The organism is Enterococcus pallens ATCC BAA-351, from assembly GCF_000407485.1.
GTDB lineage: Bacteria > Bacillota > Bacilli > Lactobacillales > Enterococcaceae > Enterococcus_A > Enterococcus_A pallens.
In genome coordinates, this window is the sequence record NZ_ASWD01000002.1 from 724,103 (window position 1) to 741,757 (window position 17,655).

General features: G+C 41.9%; 16 protein-coding genes and 1 pseudogene. 2 read left to right on the forward strand and 15 right to left on the reverse strand.

The window, feature by feature from the left end; translation table 11 throughout:
- Positions 1-60 precede the first annotated feature (60 nt).
- From I588_RS09965 to I588_RS09980, 4 genes are all read right to left on the reverse strand, one after another.
- Positions 61-891, reverse strand: coding sequence for an energy-coupling factor transporter transmembrane component T family protein (locus I588_RS09965; protein WP_010755155.1), 831 nt, complete (start codon positions 889-891; stop codon positions 61-63).
- Entirely contained in the window at positions 888-2,594 is a 1,707-nt protein-coding gene (locus I588_RS09970; RefSeq protein ID WP_010755154.1) for an ABC transporter ATP-binding protein, read from the reverse strand. Before I588_RS09970 ends, I588_RS09965 begins: the two co-directional genes overlap by 4 nt.
- A 64-nt stretch (positions 2,595-2,658) precedes the next feature.
- The gene (locus I588_RS09975; protein WP_010755153.1) at positions 2,659-3,210 is read right to left on the reverse strand and encodes an ECF-type riboflavin transporter substrate-binding protein; all 552 of its coding nucleotides are present in this window, start codon (positions 3,208-3,210) and stop codon (positions 2,659-2,661) included.
- Complete coding sequence (locus tag I588_RS09980) at positions 3,207-4,076, reverse strand: SAM hydrolase/SAM-dependent halogenase family protein (protein ID WP_010755152.1); 870 nt, start codon at positions 4,074-4,076, stop codon at positions 3,207-3,209. The genes I588_RS09975 and I588_RS09980 overlap by 4 nt, the downstream gene beginning before the upstream one ends.
- A gap of 304 nt (positions 4,077-4,380) precedes the next feature.
- Between I588_RS09980 and I588_RS09985 the strand changes: the two genes are divergently transcribed.
- Positions 4,381-4,611 (forward strand): DUF378 domain-containing protein, encoded by a 231-nt coding sequence (locus tag I588_RS09985; protein ID WP_010755151.1) that lies wholly within the window; start codon positions 4,381-4,383, stop codon positions 4,609-4,611.
- Positions 4,612-4,747: 136 nt separating this feature from the next.
- On the opposite strand, the gene I588_RS09990 is transcribed toward I588_RS09985, so the two are convergent.
- The 4 genes from I588_RS09990 to I588_RS10005 all read right to left on the reverse strand — a co-directional run bounded on the left by I588_RS09990 (position 4,748) and on the right by I588_RS10005 (position 9,459).
- The gene (locus I588_RS09990; protein WP_010755150.1) at positions 4,748-6,112 is read right to left on the reverse strand and encodes an APC family permease; all 1,365 of its coding nucleotides are present in this window, start codon (positions 6,110-6,112) and stop codon (positions 4,748-4,750) included.
- A gap of 197 nt (positions 6,113-6,309) precedes the next feature.
- Entirely contained in the window at positions 6,310-7,287 is a 978-nt protein-coding gene (locus tag I588_RS09995; protein WP_010755149.1) for an NAD-dependent epimerase/dehydratase family protein, read from the reverse strand.
- 33 nt (positions 7,288-7,320) lie between these two features.
- A complete protein-coding gene (locus tag I588_RS10000; protein ID WP_010755148.1) occupies positions 7,321-8,514 on the reverse strand; it encodes a glycine C-acetyltransferase in 1,194 nt (397 codons plus the stop codon).
- 636 nt (positions 8,515-9,150) lie between these two features.
- Entirely contained in the window at positions 9,151-9,459 is a 309-nt protein-coding gene (locus I588_RS10005) for a DUF2089 family protein (protein ID WP_010755147.1), read from the reverse strand.
- A 433-nt stretch (positions 9,460-9,892) separates the two neighbouring features.
- Between I588_RS10005 and I588_RS10010 the strand changes: the two genes are divergently transcribed.
- Positions 9,893-10,654 (forward strand): LytR/AlgR family response regulator transcription factor, encoded by a 762-nt coding sequence (locus I588_RS10010; RefSeq protein WP_010755146.1) that lies wholly within the window; start codon positions 9,893-9,895, stop codon positions 10,652-10,654.
- A 165-nt stretch (positions 10,655-10,819) separates the two neighbouring features.
- Here the strand turns inward: I588_RS10010 and I588_RS10015 are convergent, their stop codons facing one another.
- The 7 genes and pseudogenes from I588_RS10015 to I588_RS10045 form a co-directional block, all read right to left on the reverse strand.
- Entirely contained in the window at positions 10,820-11,872 is a 1,053-nt protein-coding gene (locus tag I588_RS10015) for a zinc-binding alcohol dehydrogenase family protein (RefSeq protein ID WP_010755145.1), read from the reverse strand.
- Positions 11,873-11,974: 102 nt separating this feature from the next.
- Entirely contained in the window at positions 11,975-12,643 is a 669-nt protein-coding gene (locus I588_RS10020) for an NAD(P)H-dependent oxidoreductase (RefSeq protein ID WP_010755144.1), read from the reverse strand.
- Between the two features lie 194 nt (positions 12,644-12,837).
- A complete protein-coding gene (locus tag I588_RS10025) occupies positions 12,838-13,497 on the reverse strand; it encodes an endonuclease III domain-containing protein (RefSeq protein WP_245569547.1) in 660 nt (219 codons plus the stop codon).
- Between the two features lie 70 nt (positions 13,498-13,567).
- Positions 13,568-13,911, reverse strand: a pseudogene (locus I588_RS10030) (winged helix-turn-helix transcriptional regulator).
- A gap of 335 nt (positions 13,912-14,246) precedes the next feature.
- Positions 14,247-15,452: a hypothetical protein gene (locus I588_RS10035; RefSeq protein WP_139243986.1), complete on the reverse strand. Its 1,206-nt coding sequence runs from the start codon at positions 15,450-15,452 to the stop codon at positions 14,247-14,249.
- A gap of 408 nt (positions 15,453-15,860) precedes the next feature.
- Positions 15,861-16,532 carry a helix-turn-helix domain-containing protein gene (locus I588_RS10040; protein WP_010755140.1) on the reverse strand — a complete coding sequence of 224 codons (672 nt, stop codon included), beginning with the start codon at positions 16,530-16,532 and terminating at the stop codon, positions 15,861-15,863.
- 24 nt (positions 16,533-16,556) lie between these two features.
- Positions 16,557-17,642: a WxLIP family cell surface protein gene (locus I588_RS10045; protein WP_010755139.1), complete on the reverse strand. Its 1,086-nt coding sequence runs from the start codon at positions 17,640-17,642 to the stop codon at positions 16,557-16,559.
- Between the last annotated feature and the right edge of the window lie 13 nt (positions 17,643-17,655).

Below are 17,655 nucleotides of genomic sequence, written 5' to 3' on the forward strand. Positions count from 1 at the left end.
ACCATAAAACATCAAAACATCCCAAAAAAACTAGTCAGGCCTTCACCTAACTAGCTTTCGTTAAAACGGATTATAAAAACGTCCTCCATTGACTCTAAACAGCAGCAGGCTGACAGCAAACAGCAACACACTGCTTAGCATCAACAGATAGTCCTTATTCTTAAATGGTTGATCCACATACCAGGTGCGTTTTTTCTTTTGACCGAAGCGGCGCAGCTCCATCGCGGTACTGATGGTTTCAATCCGATCCAGACTGGAGAAAATCAGCGGCAGCACAATTTGTCCTGTGCCCTTCAAGCGTTGCGACAGCTTGCCCTTTTTGGACATTTCAAAACCGCGAGCCTGCTGGGCTTGGGAAATACTAAAGAAGTCCTCTTGAATATCTGGAATATAGCGCAGAGCCAAGGAAACTGCATAGCTGATTTTGTAGCTCAAGCCGATTTTATTCAGACTGGCCGCAAAAGAGCTGGGATTGGTCGTTAATAAAAAGACCAGTGCCAACGGAATCGTACAAAAATATTTCAGCACTAGGTTAAACAAGTAAAACAGCTGCTCCTGCGTTAAGGTGAAGCGACCGATTCCTTCCAAAATCACATGGCGGCTGCCATACAAATGAACCCCGTACTCTGGTTCAAAAATATAGACTGCCAGTAAATTTAACACCGAAAAGAAAAAGATAAACTTCATAACAAAGGAGATCTGGTGCCATTTAATATTTGCCAGTTTAAACAGGAACAGGGAAAAGACACTGACAATCAGCAAATACCGGGTGTCATAGGTTGTCATACAGGCTACTGACACCAGCAGCAGGAATACCAGCTTAGCTGTGGCATTCAAGTGGTGGATCATTGTATTATCGGGATGATACCCTAAGGTTTGATGTTCGTTCATCGTTGGCGCACCTCCCGATCATAATGGATAAATTTGCGAGTGAAAGCAATCGGGTCCGAGAGACCGATTTTCTCGGCAAAGGTAAACAGGCTGGTTTCCTTCAAGGAAGATTCCTCTACTAGCTTTCTCGAGGTCAGAACGTCAATTGGCGTGGTGTCCATCAAGACTTTTCCGCCGCCGATCACTAAGGCCCGATCACTATATTCCAGCATTAAATGCATGTCGTGAGTAATCATAACCACGGTTTTTCCTAGCTTGTTTAATTCTTCGATAAAGCTCATCATTTCGGTATAATTACGGAAATCCTGCCCAGCCGTTGGTTCATCAAGAATAATCATCTCCGGCTCCAGCACCAAAATCGCCGCAATCGTTACCCGTTTTTTCTGTCCGTAGCTAAGGGCGGCAATCGGCCAGTTTCTAAACGGATACAGTCCGCAAACTTTTAAGGCATGCTCGACTCGTTCCTTAATCTCTGTTTCAGAAACTCCTCGCAGCACTAGCCCCAAAGCTACTTCGTCAAAAATCATTTTCTTTGAAATCATTTGGTTAGGGTTCTGCATCACGTAACCAATTTTGTCGGCTCGCTCTTTAATAGATTCCTTAGTGATATCCTGACCGTTCCACAGCATTTGACCATCGGGTGAGATGAAGCCGCAAATCGCTTTAAACAGGGTGGATTTACCGGCACCGTTTTTGCCGACAATACTGATCCGTTCGCCTTTGTGAATCGTAGTTGATAGGTGATCAATCACTAATGGATCTTGTTTGCGGTAACGGTAGGTTAAGTCGGATAATTCTAACAGCGGCGCCCCTTGTTCAGCAGGACTCAAATCAAAGTGCGCCGCCTCCCAAGTCACCATGTTAGCCTTGATTTCTGAACCATCTAAAGCAGCCAGGTTCGCCAAATTCGTTACTTTTTCTAAGTCAACCTTGGCATATTTCATAGACGTCACATACAACGGCTCGCGAATCCCATTTTCAGCTAAAACCGAAGACCGCAGCAGCTCATCTGGTTTCATGTCCGCAACAATCTCGCCCTCATTGAAAACGATCACCCGATCCACCGGCTGATCCAGCACGTCTTCTAAACGGTGCTCAATAATGACTACCGTGGCTTTAGAATCTTTGTGCAGCCGATCAATCAAGGCAATCGCTTCTTTACCAGCCGAAGGATCCAGATTGGCTAAAGGCTCATCAAATAAGAGAATCGGTGCCTCATTAATCAGCACACCCGCCATGGAAACCCGCTGCTTTTGACCGCCTGATAGATCCTGCGGTCGTTTGTCCAGATGACCGTCAATATCCACCACCTCAGCCCAGCGTGCTACCTGTTCCTTCATTTGTGCCTGGTCCACTGTGTCATTTTCCAGCACGAAGGCGATATCTTCAGCGACGGTTAAGCCGATAAACTGACCATCGGTATCCTGCAAAACAGTTCCGGTACTAAAGGACAGCTCAAACAACGAACTGTCAGCAATATTTTTCCCATCAACCACTACTTCCCCTTGAATGGTTCCTTCGTATTGATTGGGAATCAAGCCATTAATACAATGGGCGAAGGTTGATTTGCCGCTGCCAGATGGGCCCACGACCAACACCTTTTCACCTTCATTAATGGTGACAGTTAAATTCTTCAAGGTTGGTTCCGATTGACTATGGTATTGAAAAGTAAAATTGTTAAATGCAATCATCGGTTTCGTCATGTGATCTTCTCCTTGAGCAATAAAACGCAGAAAAGCCGAGTGCTAGGCACCCGGCTAGCGACAGCTAGTCCTTTTTCAGACTTCCTTGTTTGGTTTGGGTCGCTGCGTAAGCTTTCATTAATAATGTACCAATAATTCCTACAGCCAAAGCATTTACCACCACAGAGACAACGCCTTGGGTATAAACTTTGTTGGCAGGTTCGCTATAGATGATAACATCTAAAGTTGGTGCTAACAAGCCCCAAACAACTGCATTAGACAGTACTTGAAAAATATTGAAATAAATTATTTCTTTTTTACCAAAAATACCATGCTGCAAATCAATCTTGCGGCCCACAAAGCCGAAAATCAACCCGATAACCCCTGAACAAATAATCCAGCTCCACCAAGCACTGCCATAAGTAGTAAAGTCTTTTAACGTATGGCCGATGAATCCGATCAAGGCACCAGCAACAGGTCCATAAATGACAGACATCAACGCTAAGAATGGATACGCTGTTTCGATGTTGGTATTAGGAATCCCGGTTGGAATCACCACAAAACGTCCCAAAATGACAAATACCGCTGAGCCAATCCCGATGGCTACAATTGTTTTGACTGAAAATTCTTTTTTCACACTTCTTCCTCCTCAAAAATAATCCGTGGTGCCTTGCGCAATTCAATCTTCCAATCCGTACCCGTGCCGATATGATACAAGTCAGAGAAGGAATCCTGATTGACAGCAACACCGATATTTACTAATGAATTGATGTAAACCAGCGGTTCGCCGACATTCACATCAGCAAATGATTTAGCAAACTGCATAATGTTTTGATAGACCTTTTTGCCTTGGTGGAAAATGGTTACCTGCAGCATATCTCCATGCTGGATGCCTTCATTTTTAAAGTAGTCCAGCGGAATATTGGTCCATAATGAACCGAAACGTACATCTAATACGTCAATGCTGCCGCTTAAAATATGGCCTTCATGCTTCGCTTCAACGATCTCTAATTTTTCAATACTATCATTAGAAACGACACTGCCTAGTTCCTCAAAGGTAATCTCTCCACTAGCTAAACGAGCACCATTGTAGGCATAAATGTCCCGACCGTGGAAGGTATGGCTCTCCTCGGAATGCGGCAGACGGCTTTTCACTTCGTCAATCGCCCGAACTTCTTCAATACCTTCATAATGCTTAATATGTGTCAATGACCCATTATCCGGTGTAATTACATAATGCCCAGACTTGGTTTTGCAGACAATACTGCGACGGGCACTGCCCACACCAGGATCGACTACTGAAACAAAAACCGTTCCCTCTGGCCAGTATTTAACTGTTTGGTATAACCGATAAGAAGCTACCCAAATATCATAAGGAGGGATATCATGAGTCAAATCACTAATGGTAATCTCTGGACTCACCATATGAGCCACTCCGTACATTGCGCTGACCGCGCCATCACCTAATCCAAAATCCGTTTGTAACACTAAATATTTTCCCATAACAGCCTCCGATTGAACAAAATTTCATAACTTTCTGAAATATCTTATAATTTCAGACACAAAAAAGCAACTGATTTTTACGGTAAATTGCAGAAACATTCGCGATTTACCAAAAATCATCTAAAATCAATACTTTTTTTCACTTCACTGCCGACAATCGTTAAATTCACATCTGATTTTATCCAAATTGCGACTAGTGCCATTAGAGTTTTCCCATACTGAGAAATAACAAGTTCATATCTTTGTAAGCTCTGTAAAAAAGCTATAATATATAAAATATCTTAAGATAAAGGAGGAAATGACAATGAAAACATTAGACTATATTGCACTTGGATTATTGATCGTTGGCGGCTTAAACTGGCTATTAGTAGGGTTATTCGAATTTGATTTAGTAGCAGCGATCGCAGGTGGTCCAGCTACCCTTCTCGCAAAAATTATTTACGTAGTTGTCGGGATTTGTGCGATCTATTGCTTACGCTTCTTCCCACTTATCTCGCGCTCGGCTGAAGTTAGAGACACCACCACGCGCATGTAAAAATGAATAACACGTTAGGTTGTTGGAGCAATAGTTCCAACAATCTTTTTTTGTGCTTTGAACCCTCCGTATAGCAGGTGGTTTTCAAAGCACAAAAAAACACCAGCAACCGTGGCTGCTGATGTTCGTTTGATACTTATGCTTGTTGATTTTTCTTCATCATATAGAAGTATACAGGAATTCCCAATGCAGTAATCAATAAGCCAACCATTGCTAGTGAGAATTGATTAATTAGGGTCATAATTAAAATGAAGACCCCGCCAATGATGGCAACTGCTGGAATGATTGGGTATAACGGCACCTTGTATGGGCGATGCAGATCTGGTTCGGTTTTCCGCAGCTTGATTACCGCAATGAAAACTAATGTATAGAAAATCCAGATAACAAAGACCAGCATGTCCGTTAATAAATCAAATCCGCCTACCATCATCATGCCAATAGCAATGACTAATTCTAAGAGACCGGCAATGTAAGGAACGGAATTCCTGTTTAATTTGGCTAGCTGTTTAGAAAATGGCAATTGTTTTTCAATTCCCATGGTGTATGGCAAACGCATCCCAGTCATGGTATAGCCATTGATCGTTCCGTATACGGAAACCAAGATACCGATAGTGACCAAACGTCCACCCATACCGCCGAAAATGCGTCCGGCAACTTCCATCGCTGCGTTTTCGTTACCAGCTAATTCTGGAATAGCCATGGTTTTCAAGTAAGCCCAGTTGACTAACAGGTACACTACCATGATACCTAAGATTCCGCCAGCAATTGCTCGTGGCAAATCTTTCGCTGGTTTTTTCAATTCCCCAGCCAGGTTTCCTACGTGAATCCAGCCGTCGTAAGCGAACATTGTTGCCAATAGTCCGGCACCTAACGCTGGTGCGAAGCCGCCGACATTCGCTCCAGCTTGAACTGGAAACAGGCTGACTTCTACGGCACCTTGACGCATCAAACCAAAAATTACAATTAATGCTAGTGGGATTAACTTGAAGACTAGTGTAACGGATTGGAACATTCCGCCGGCTTTAGAGCCTAAGAAATTAATCAGCATAATGGAGGCTGCCGCCACAATTGCTATTGGGATGATCGTTCCATCTCCTAAGCCGAACAAATTCTTGAACTGAGTAGCAAAAATGATCGACAATGCGGCCACATTCGCTGGAAAATAAATAATTACTTGAGCCCAACCTAATAAGAAGCTTGGGAATTTACCATAAGCGCGTTCGATATAACGCAGCATTCCGCCGGTTTCTGGAATGGCTGCGGCAAGCTCCGCTCCGGTCAATCCGGCACAGACACTAATTAGTCCTCCTAAGAACCAAGAAAGCATGTGCATGCTGGTTGAGCCAGTTACTGCAGCAACACTGGCTGCTTTAAAAAATACTCCTGCACCGATTACCGTACCCATTACGGTAGATAGCGCCGGGAAGAAGGTCATCGTTCGTTTCAATTCACCTTCTTTTGTTGCTGCTGATGCAGCAACCTCTTGTTGGTTCGTTGCCATGCTTGTTCCCCCTCATTGATCTTTTGCAATGACCAGCCGCAATCGCTAATGTAATAAATGCAGTTTGCGAAGGAATGGCGGCTTTTTTGGTCTGCCAAATATTTTATCACGCAGCCTAGAAAAAGGGAGTATTTTGCTTAAAACACTCACCTTTTTCTTAGCGGCGCCTCATAGATTTTTTAACGATGTGTGTTGGGTTATTTTGCGACCATACCTTCTGTTTCAAATTTTTTCTCTAAGCGCATCAGCATTTCATCTGTCATGCGTTCTAAGTCGTAGCTTGGGGTAAAGTTCCATTCATCCACAGCACATTGGCAATCGATGGAGTTTGGCCAAGATTCAGCGATACCTTGACGAACTGGGTCCACTTCATAATGCATTTCAAATTCTGGAATGCGTTTTTTGATGGCTGCGGCAATTTCTTCAGGTGCAAAGGACATTGCCGTAATATTGAAGGCATTGCGATGCTCTAAACGATCTGCATCAGCATTCATTAAGTCAACAATCGCATCAATTGCATCATCCATGTACATCATGTCCATATAGGTTCCTTCTGCAATAAAGGAGGTATAGGATTTATTCTTCAATGCTTCATAGAAAATATCTACTGCGTAGTCTGTAGTTCCGCCGCCAGGTTCAACCTTATAAGAAATCAAGCCAGGGAAACGGACAGAGCGAGTATCCACGCCGTATTTATCATGGTAATAGTTTTCCAGTAATTCACCTGCAACCTTGGTAACACCGTACATGGTTGTTGGATGCATCACAGTATCCTGCGGTGTGCTGTCTGATTCCGCATCTGGACCGTAAGCCGCAATCGATGATGGCGCAAAGAATTTAATGCCATCGCCTAATTCACGCGCGACTTCCAAGCCATTCATTAAGCCGCCCATGTTCAATTGCCAAGCAAAGGCCGGACGTTTTTCAGCCGTTGCTGACAGCAAAGCAGCCAAGTGAATGATGGTATCCACATCATACCGTTTAGCTAACGCTAAGAAACTATCGTAATCCTGTACATCTAATGTTTCAAATTGGCCGTTTTCAACAGTTGGGTTGTTGTCTGGACGACGAATATCGGTAGCGATTACATTATCGACACCTAAGTCGCGACGTAAACGTTCCGTTAATTCTGATCCGATTTGTCCTAAAGCTCCAGTGATTAATACGCGTTTCATAATAAAATACTCCCCTTCTTTAATTGAATAATTTTATTTGATAATTTCTAACTCTTGACCGACCTGCTGATAAATCTTGATCGCATCATCCAGCATTTCTTTCGTATGGCCGGCATTCGGCATGTTGCGTACCCGACCGGTTCCCAGCGGTACTGTTGGATAAACGATTGGTTTGGCGTAGACACCGTTTTCAATTAGCTTCTTAGAAAATGTTTGCGCCAATTTTTCGTCTCCTACAATAACTGGTGTGATTGGTGTTTCGGATTTACCAATGTCATAGCCAATCCGTTTTAGCTCTTGTTTGAAGTAGTTAGCGTTGTCCCAAAGTTTTTCTACATATTCTGGATGTTCCTGAATCAATTCAATAGCCTTAATAGCTGCCCCAGCTGCACCGGGTGTTAAAGAAGTTGAGAACAGGAATGGTCGCGCTTGTGATTTTAACCAAGTGATTAATTCTTTCGTTCCGGCTACGTATCCGCCGACAACACCGATTCCTTTGGATAATGTTCCCATTTGGAAATCAATGTGATCCTGCATACCGAAGTGTTTCACCGTTCCAGCACCTTTGCCCATTACACCTGTACCGTGAGCATCGTCTACATAGGTAATCACGTTGTATCTTTCGCAAATTTCAACGATTTCTGGAATTTTGGCTACATCGCCATCCATGGAGAATACGCCGTCTGTGATGTACATCACTTTGTTGTACTCGCCGCTTTCCGTTGCTTCTTTGGCTTTCTTTTCTAAGTCTTCCATGTCCTGATGGTTTACACGAATAATTTTGGCACCAGATAGACGGCAGCCGTCGATGATGGAGGCATGATTCAATTCATCTGATAGAATGGCATCGCCCTTTTTCATAACTGCTGAGATGGCCCCCATGTTGCAGTTAAAGCCTGATTGGAAAGCAATTGCCGCTTCAGTTCCTTTAAATTCAGCAATTTTTTCTTCTAATTGGCGGTGAATCTCCAACGTGCCATTGATGGTTCGTACTGCTCCAGCACCCGCTCCGTATTTTTCTGTTGCTTTTACATCAGCTTCAATCAGCTCAGGTCTAGTCGCAAAGCCTAGATAATTGTTTGAAGCCAAGTTAATTAGTTCTTTCCCGTTAATGGTAATTTTAGGGCCATTGCTCCCTTCAATTACATCAATTGTATTGAACAGTCCTTTTTCTTTTAGTTCCTTCAGATTGCTTTCAAGAAACTGATCAAGTACTTTTGAACTCATGTCGATTCCTCCATTGCTTTTTTTTACGGGTGATGTGTGGTCAATCGATCGTTATCTTTTCTAAGTGATCAGTTTAGAAAAGATAACGAAACCGATCAATAAATCATTTCTCTGTCACCTACATTTGTAGTATATATCCTCCGTGTCAACGCTTACAACATTTGTGCATTCGAATTCCTCGAATTATAATAAATAACTATAGAGCTTCTCATATTTCTTATTTAATCAGCAATTATACGTTTATAGGTAGAGCAAATAAAAACCGCTTTTGACCAGAAATTTCGCAGAAAACTTATCACATCTAAAAGTAATCGCTTTCACAATTAGGCAATTAGTTTAGCATAAAATACCTGTACATCAACAATCCCATTAACGATTTCACTTCACAAACCGGTTATTTATAGGGAATTTAAAATGACAGGCTTATCTGATTTTTCTGACAAATCGACTTTAATAAACCGTTTTCTTTTTCTCATTTTAGAAAGATTTTACTAAGATTTTTTGCCATAAAAGACTTTTTTACTTTTGGATTTTGGCGTTTTGACTAAAATTAGCCGCTTTTTTTAGCAAATGGCAGAAAAAAAGACTCGTCAGCGGACGAGTCTTTGCCTGATTATTCATTTTATGAAAGGTTTTCTAATCAACCAGTAAACAATTTAACGATTTGCTGTACTCGTTGACAACGGTCTTTGCAATCGTGCGATCGATCTTTCCTTCCCGCTCCAGCTGATGAATCAGCTTCACTACTTGGTCATTGTCTTTTCTTTCGCTTACTTGAATTTTTTGAATCAGCTTATCCAGCCGTTTTCGCACAGTTGGATAACTCAATGAGTATTCCCCTGCCAGCTCTTTAATCGACCCTGAGGAAAGTAAAAAGCTTTTCACAAATTCCATTTCCTGTTCATTTAAATCTAAAATCCAGCGAGGTACGCCTTCTTTCTTCATTTTGTCCACCTCATTCTCATAATTTTGTCTTCAGCTGATAAAGCAGCTGACCACTTGTCGATTTGTTTCTCTATTATGTTTAGAAATTTATCCTAAACTTTTTTCTTTCAAAAACATTATATTATGTCAATAAAAAGTTTATCTAGAACTGGCACGAATAGTGTTATAGCAGCATAACTGTCACTCTTACTTACAAAAACCAACGTTTAACTTACATGAGCGTCACCTTTTTTAATATTTTTACTCATTTTTTAGTTATTACCTGATATAATAAACTTATGAATTTATTTATGGCGCAATGATTAGGCTATAAAAATCAAAATTGACTTAATCTTCTCTGCGAAACTCATTTTATTTTTTCTGATCAGCTTATTTATCTATTGATTAACGGCAGCTGGATCACACTCTAATTAAGCCAAAAGGGAGAACGACTATGACTATTAAAGTATATATCGCTGAAGACAACTTTGAGCAACGTAAACAAATTAAGCAGGCTGTAAAAAACTATCAGCTGTTTTCGGACTGGGAGCTGGAAATTGCCAGTACCGTTTCTACTGGTGAGGAGCTGTTAGCAAGTATTGATCGTGAAAATCAATGGAATATCTATTTTCTGGACATTAACTTAGCCAATGATACTCGACTGAATAATGGCTTTATTGTGGCGCAGGAGATTCGCAACTTTGACCCCTTTGGCTTTATCGTCTTTATCACTGTCCGATCTGAGCTCAGCTTCCTTACCTTCCAATACCGCGTGCAGGCGTTGGATTTTATCATTAAGGAACCCACCATTAATATTCAGGAACGTGTTCATGCCTGTTTGAAAACAGTGGAGCAGCGTTTAAGCATCTTATCAACGGGGCAGACCATCAAACTAAATACAGGAAGTGAGATTACCTCCTTTATTGTGGAGGATATTCTTTATATTTCTGCCAATAAGGGCCACGTGCTTTCTCTGCATACGAAGCAAAAAGAGTATCAAATCTATCAGGAAACCTTAAACCACCTCCAGGAGCAGCTGGAGGATCAGTTTATTCGCTGCCATCGCAGCTTTTTGATTAATACAAAATATATTAACCAAATCTCCCGTGATTTCAGCAACTTGGAGCTGGAGAATGGCACAATCATTCCCGTGTCGGTTCGCAAACGTAATTCCTTAAGAACGCTGCAGTCAAAATATGCTTCAGCGAAATTCTAGCCATTGCTTGATTCAAATAAGGACGGATACCTTCTTCCTACAAGAAAAGGTCTCCGTCCTTTTTCAACTGGATAGTCGACGCTTGTCTCTAATGAAAGACAAAACAAAAAAGATTGCCGAGCTTCTTATAATAGAAGAAACTCGGACAATCTTTTTTATTCGTTGCTATTCAAGTGGTTCGCCACCGTTAAAGGGACCACTAACAACCACTTTCCCCAGCATGTGACCCCCTTCAACATCTTTGGTCGCCTGCTTCAAATTAGTTGCATTAATACCATCTGCATACACCTTGCTCAAAGTAGTAATCAGTTTGCCCTCATCAGCTAACTTAGCAATTAACTCCAAGGCTTGACCTTGCGTTTCAACCGCATAGTCATGGTCGGTTTTGGCAAACATATACTCCCAGTCAAAGCTGACAGATAAGTTTTTCCATTCACTTATATCAATGGGTTCCTGAATCCCCACAATGGTTCCTACATGACCAAACGGCTTCACCATGTATTTGATTTGATCCAGGTAGCGAGTAATATCAAACAGCACAGCAATATAATTTACTTCATGAACCCCTAAAGCTCTCAGGCTGGCCTTTAAATCCTCATGATAATCAAGGGGATGATCCACCCCTACTTTTTCCAGCCATTCAAAATTCTTCGGACTAGCTGTTGCGTAAATTTCCAATCCGGCCCAGTGTGCCAGCTGATTCAAGATCGAGCCGACACCGCCAGCACCATTGATTACTAGAATGCTTTTGCCTTGATTGGCCTTCTCTTCTGGAATCAAACCGAATTTTTCAAACAATAATTCGTAAGCTGTTAATGCAGTCAAGGGCAATGCTGCAGCTTCTTCATCCGACAGCTTTTCAGGTGCCAAAGCAACAATTCGTTCATTTACTGCTTGATACTCCTGATTGCTTCCGGCACGTGTAGTGGTGCCCGCATAAAAGACTCGGTCGCCAACCCTAAATTTCTCAACTTCTTTTCCGACAGCAACCACTTCACCGACAGCATCAAAGCCTAAAACACGCAGGGCGTTTCTTTTAAGGGTGCCTTGGCGTAATTTCGTATCTACTGGATTAACCGATACGGCTTTTACCTTTACTAGTAAATCACGAGAACCGGGGGTTGGTATTAATTCTTTTTCATCAATAAAGCTTTGAGGATCGTCAATTGGCAGTCCTTCGAAAAAACCAATTGCATGCATAAATTTGTTCTCTGACATTTGAATTCCTCCTTATTTTCCCCAGCGCAAAGCAGCAGCCTTACGTTGAGCAGCTACCTTGATTATGGAACAAAGCCTCTAATTTACAAAACGTTCTGCTTTCTATTTAATGACATCATAAATTTCTGACAGCTTTTGACGCTTCTTCTCCGGAACAGCTTGCTCTCGGTAGCCAAAGCCGGCCATGTAAGCCACGCCGAATTCTGCTGGATCAATGATTCCTTGATCGGTTAAGTAATCCTCCACGGCGGCCTGATTGAAGCCTTCAATCGGTACACTATCGATTCCTAAGTAAGCAGCCGTCGTCATCATATTGGCTAAAGGAATATACGTCTGTTTCGCTGCCCAGTCAAACAGCGAACGTTCATCAGTTAAATGAAAATCCTCTTTTTGAAAATTGTTGAAGAAGATTGTTTGGGGCGACGTTTCAGAATAAGGCACCCCAAAGACGTCCTCTACCATATGCTTGACATGGGCACTGTCGCCGGTTACATGCTTCCGAGCTAACCCAATCAGAAAATGACTGGCTCCGTTCAGACTATTCCGGGCTCCCCAGGCAATATCCTGCAAGTCATCCTTTACCTGCTGGCTTTCAATTAGTAAAAATTTCCAAGGCTCGTAGCCAAACGAACTAGGGGACAGCCTAGCAGCCTCCATAATCGTCAGCCAGTCTTCCGCTGAAATTCGCTTGGCAGCATCAAACTTTTTAGTCGCAAACCGCTTTTTATGAATAGCTACTATTTCGTTACGTAGCTTTACTTGATCAGTCATGAGTCATTCTCCTTCTATTATATAGCTTTATCTGGTTGAGGATCGGCTACCATTCAGCAGCATTCGAATAATTCAGCTTGGGCAGAGCCTTTGCCGTCAAAGGTACGCGATAAAAAACTACCGTTATCTTTCCTCAACGACACTAGACTAAACCCTCACAACTAAAATGTAAATGAGAGAATTTTTTATACCACTTATTCCTGCTGCAGCTCAAAATTATTTAATACACCTTTTTCCCAAGCCTCCGGTGATTTCAAATAAATTTGACCATAATCCACCAGCCAGCCGTGAAGATTTTGAGCCTGCTCATTGGTAAAATCAGCCGGCAGCTGAATCATCCCCTGCAGCTTAGCATAGGTGAGTGTTTCTTCGATTCCTAAACACTTAAAAATCCGTTGAGCATACTTGTCGGCAATAAAAGCTACCTTATTCAACACAAATACCAGCAAGACATCCGCTGTTTCTTGGCCAATCCCCCGAATAGCCAGCAGCTCTTCCCGCAAGGAGTGGACATCCTTCTTTTCCAAAGCTTCAATATCAAAGCCATAACCTTGAAACCAATTAAAGACGTCCTTTATCGTTCGTGATTTATTTTTGTAGAAGCCGCTGGGTCGAATCAGCTCCTGCAGCTCCAGCTGGTCAATTGCGGCCAGTGCCTTCGGATCAAAGCCGATGCTTTCTTTAATATTCGTTAAGGAATAATCGACGTTTTTCCAATTGGTATTTTGAACCAAAATGGCACCTACCACAATTTCCCATGGATTTTCCGTATTCCACCAAATAGAATGGTCCATTGCTTCACTTAATACTTCATATAATGCCTTCAGATTGGTGATCATTTTTTTCTCCTTCATAAAAAACTCCCTCTCACAAACGATTATACTGCAAAAAAAAGAAACACCGTTTTATGGCGCTCCCTCCCTATTAGTTGAGTAAATTTTCTTCTTCAAGATAACCAGCGTTTTTAAGATTGAACGCTTCGCCCCAGACATAAAGTCTTTCGATTATAGGCTTTAAAGAATTACCATACTCAGTCATCCCGTAAACCACCATTAACGGTTTCTCTTTCATGACTTAATCAATCCATCACTTTCCAGATCCTTTAGCTGTAAGGAAAGCATTCGTCTAGTGATGCCGGGAATAAACCTTTGCAATTCACCGTCAAAAATCAAATGGTTCAAAATGACACTTTTCCAGCGACCCGATAGAACCTGCAAAACGGACTCAACAGCACAGCCCTTTTCACAATTATAAATTTTTCTAGCCACAATGGATTCGCTCTCTCTTAGCTAAGTATAGCTTCATCATAAATATGTCAACTCTTTATGGCATCCGTAAAGTAAGCGACGAAGCAAGAAACTAATTTATTGCCTTTACAGACAGCTCAAATAAGCCTATAAATTAGGGGATTTTCTTTTATGCTGACCACTGGTGAACAAAATATTTGAAGATCACCAGGAAAATATCCGTTTGCACGACAAAGAAGCTAGAAGGAAACCCTCCCATTCAGCTGAATGAACTGCTTAATCCGTTGATGCAGCTCCCGTTTACTATTGCCAAAGTAACTATTTTTATTACAGCCGTTCTAAAACAATTTCACTAGTTATTTCCGTTTTTTCCGTCTGCTTTTGGCTTTCTTTTTCAGGTTATATTGCTGCAGCCGCTGCTGACTTTCCTTCCTACTTAATTTGCGGCTGGATTTATTTGCGGTTTCTTCTGATGCTTGGTCTTCAGCTTCTGCGGTTGCGTCAGACACAGGATTTGAAGTTAGCAGGTCTGTTAAGTTAAATAATTCTTCCTCTTCGCCCTCCATTTCCGACTCTTCACCTGCATTATACTCAACTAAATGCGCCAATCCTACTACGTCCTTGATTTGTTTACCCTGCAACACAGCCACCATTGCCAGCTTAGCCAATTCTTCTTCCGAAACAGAGCTACGATCAAAGCCTTCCAATAAATAGGCCTCCATATCTGCTGCGTTTTCTGCTGCAGGAGCAGTTGCGCTTTGTTGAGGAGCAGTTGGTTCCCCTGTCTCCGTTTGAGCTGCTGCTTGCTGAGAAGGGATTGTTGGGTTGGCCTCTTCTGAAGTCGCGGTCGCTTCTTCTTGAACACTCGCTGCTTGAGTGCGAACAGGCAGCAATCGGCCTGGTAGTTGCTGTAAGAAGTTCACTTCCTCTTCCTTGCGCGTATCAAAACCAGAATGATAGATCATGAAGTCAGCATAAATTGGCTCTGCGAAACGACGGACGCCATCCTTTTTAAAAATATCCAGCGTGCTGAGAATCGATAACAGCTGATAATGTTCCTCCTTGGTAATCTCAGGATTCACATTGCTAAGACTCCAGCTGTGTCTTTTGCCAGCTCCATCCTTAAAGTAAGAGATCATACTGGTTCGGCGCTCAACCTCGTGAGCCCCAGAATTTAATTTAGGACGTAAATGCTCTAAGTAGGTGCTGGTGCTTTTCGTTACTTGCTGAAACTCGTCTTCATTAGCAAACAAACGGCTTTTCACCGTTTCCCACTCTTCACTGGTGAAAAAATCGCGGAAATAAATACAGGTAAGCGGCATTGAACGAACCTGATCATTGGTTAAATACAGATCACGAATTAAATCTTTGCCCACAGTAGAAAAATCGCCGCAGCTTAACCCATTACGTACCATGACAGCGATAGCACATTGTATTACGTAAGTCGCGTCTTTAGTCGCGTTAAAAAAATCATTAAAGCGTTTATCTAAATTCGTGGCACCCATTCTAAAAATCTGTGTCATCCCCAAGTCTATTCTTCCCGAACCTTTTCTTACCATCATTTTCTCCCCTTTTCAAACGTCCCTTTTGTAAATTTACTCATCTCTTTATCTTCGCTTAGAAGCCCCTTTGGAAATCTGTTCCTGCAGTGCTCCAACAGGCGGCTAGCTATTTCGAAGTTATTGTAATATAACCACAAGAATATATCAACAAGCGTTTTCATTTGATATTTATTGTATATAACTAAGTGTTTTAATCAAATTAACAGCGAAATCGCTACTTTATTATCCGCTTGTCTAAAATGGAGCGGACCACTTAATTAAACCTCCATTAATTTCCGATCAGAAATGTAATTCTCTTTTTTAATTTAGTTAAAAAGATTAGCGGGAAATTTTTTTAAATTTTTTTGATCTCCGAAAAAAAATGCCTATCTGCTAGTTAATTAACTAACAGATAGGCACGCCTTTTCTTTAGACTTGCTGATAAAACGCCTTCCAATCCAATGACTGTGAAAGCTGATACCCTTTATTCCAGAGCGTTTTGATTGCATCTGCTTCAACTCCCTCCAGCCGAAGCTTTCGGCGGATATTATTCACCATTGTTGAAAGCTGGACTAAGCGCGAATTGCTGGGCTTTTCGTTCCACAAATGCCAGCACAAATCCGGACGTGTCATAAAAAAGTCCTCCTGCTCCAGCAGTGTGCAAATAATCCGGTACTCAATTTTTGAAAATTTTATTTTCCGCGAGACCGTTGACTTGGCAACAGTCTTAGTGAGGGGCGTAGGATTGGCGCGAATAATTTCATCTAATGATTCCCGCAGCTTTTCGATCGTCACCGTGTAATCCAGCCAACCGGCAATCCCTTGTTCCACCCAGTCCGCTTTTTCCTCAGTTGAAAGCCGCTCAACTGACTTGCGGATAACCACTATATTTTGGTCTTTGATTCCTGAAAGAAGCTTACTCACGTCCTGATCCGGAATCGTTTCGCTAAATAAAAGGATATCGAAATAAGTAATCAGCTCACTAGGCAATTCCTCTAACAGGCACTTTGAACAATATACTTCATGACTTAGTACCAGAAGCTTATCCTGAAAGCTTTGTTCTGCATAAACATTGTTCGTTAATACTACTATTTTTTTCATGCCCGTCTCACTCCTTACCGTTCTTTATTCTTTGTTCTTATCGTTCTGATTCAGCTGTTTTAATAGCGCCTTTTGCTGTTTGTTCTTACGAATTAAGTAAACAGCAGCTAGCGCAAACACAGCAGCTAAAGCCGCAAGAACAATAATCATTGTGTAGTCCTCAGGCTCAACATCCGGATCCGCTTCATTAAATTTATTGGCCTGCTCCCGAGTCACTGTAAATGCTTCTTTAATCGGCCACTCGTTATTTCCTGAGGTAATCGATCCCGTCAAAACATAGTCCCCTGCCTCATACTGTTTTCCCTGCATCGGCACATACAAGTCAAAAATCGTATTGGGGGCAAATTGCATTTTTTCTTTCTTGACCTCAGCAATGGTTTCATCTGAACCCGCCCGCGTTATCTTCGCTTTAAAAACTGCCTGGTTAATGTATGTAGGAGAACTATTGCGAGTCTTCAACGAAACAGCATTACGAGCATTCAATTGATTAGCTTCAGCACCTTCATAAACTACTTCAGGAGTAACTAAATTGTCATTATTTCTCAGCAACAATGCGATTTGATAACCAAACAGGTTCCTTAAATTGGTAGAAGTTCCCTCTTCAACAGCGTTCTTATCGCTCTTTTCTTCTGTATACTTTTGCGACAAATAAATACCGCCGGCAATGACACCTGTTACTTCTTCAGCCGGCATTTGAATCGTCATTTTCAGCTCTCGTTCTTCTTGCGGCGCCAAAGCAACTTCATCGGACTCCAGCTTTACAATCTCTTCAATGTTCGTCTGCAGAGACTTGTCATAAATCCGTTCCTTGTTGTTAAAATTCGAATATTCTACTACCCCATCAGAATTCGTCATAGCTGCATTGATTTTGGGAAGAATGATGACTTCTTCGTCGGTATTATTCTTTAACGTTACTGAGATTTCCTGCGTTTGACCAACCGACATCAGAAGATCAAAATACGTAACTTCGGGATTGTGCTGATTTTCTGGTATATTGGCCTTCACATTAAACTTCAGCCCATTTGATGCTTCAGCGGCTGGTGACCAGATTAGACTGCAAACCAATAAACCAATTGTCATAAAAACAAGCGTCGCCTTTTTGACTTTCATGTTTCACCCTCGT

Coding starts and splice junctions, on each gene's coding strand:
- I588_RS09965 (WP_010755155.1), bottom strand. CDS start 891: ATGAACGAACATCAAACCTTAGGGTATCATCCCGATAATACAATGATC.
- I588_RS09970 (WP_010755154.1), bottom strand. CDS start 2,594: ATGACGAAACCGATGATTGCATTTAACAATTTTACTTTTCAATACCAT.
- I588_RS09980 (WP_010755152.1), bottom strand. CDS start 4,076: ATGGGAAAATATTTAGTGTTACAAACGGATTTTGGATTAGGTGATGGC.
- I588_RS09985 (WP_010755151.1), top strand. CDS start 4,381: ATGAAAACATTAGACTATATTGCACTTGGATTATTGATCGTTGGCGGC.
- I588_RS09990 (WP_010755150.1), bottom strand. CDS start 6,112: ATGGCAACGAACCAACAAGAGGTTGCTGCATCAGCAGCAACAAAAGAA.
- I588_RS09995 (WP_010755149.1), bottom strand. CDS start 7,287: ATGAAACGCGTATTAATCACTGGAGCTTTAGGACAAATCGGATCAGAA.
- I588_RS10000 (WP_010755148.1), bottom strand. CDS start 8,514: ATGAGTTCAAAAGTACTTGATCAGTTTCTTGAAAGCAATCTGAAGGAA.
- I588_RS10005 (WP_010755147.1), bottom strand. CDS start 9,459: ATGAAGAAAGAAGGCGTACCTCGCTGGATTTTAGATTTAAATGAACAG.
- I588_RS10010 (WP_010755146.1), top strand. CDS start 9,893: ATGACTATTAAAGTATATATCGCTGAAGACAACTTTGAGCAACGTAAA.
- I588_RS10015 (WP_010755145.1), bottom strand. CDS start 11,872: ATGTCAGAGAACAAATTTATGCATGCAATTGGTTTTTTCGAAGGACTG.
- I588_RS10020 (WP_010755144.1), bottom strand. CDS start 12,643: ATGACTGATCAAGTAAAGCTACGTAACGAAATAGTAGCTATTCATAAA.
- I588_RS10025 (WP_245569547.1), bottom strand. CDS start 13,497: ATGAAGGAGAAAAAAATGATCACCAATCTGAAGGCATTATATGAAGTA.
- I588_RS10035 (WP_139243986.1), bottom strand. CDS start 15,452: ATGATGGTAAGAAAAGGTTCGGGAAGAATAGACTTGGGGATGACACAG.
- I588_RS10040 (WP_010755140.1), bottom strand. CDS start 16,532: ATGAAAAAAATAGTAGTATTAACGAACAATGTTTATGCAGAACAAAGC.
- I588_RS10045 (WP_010755139.1), bottom strand. CDS start 17,642: ATGAAAGTCAAAAAGGCGACGCTTGTTTTTATGACAATTGGTTTATTG.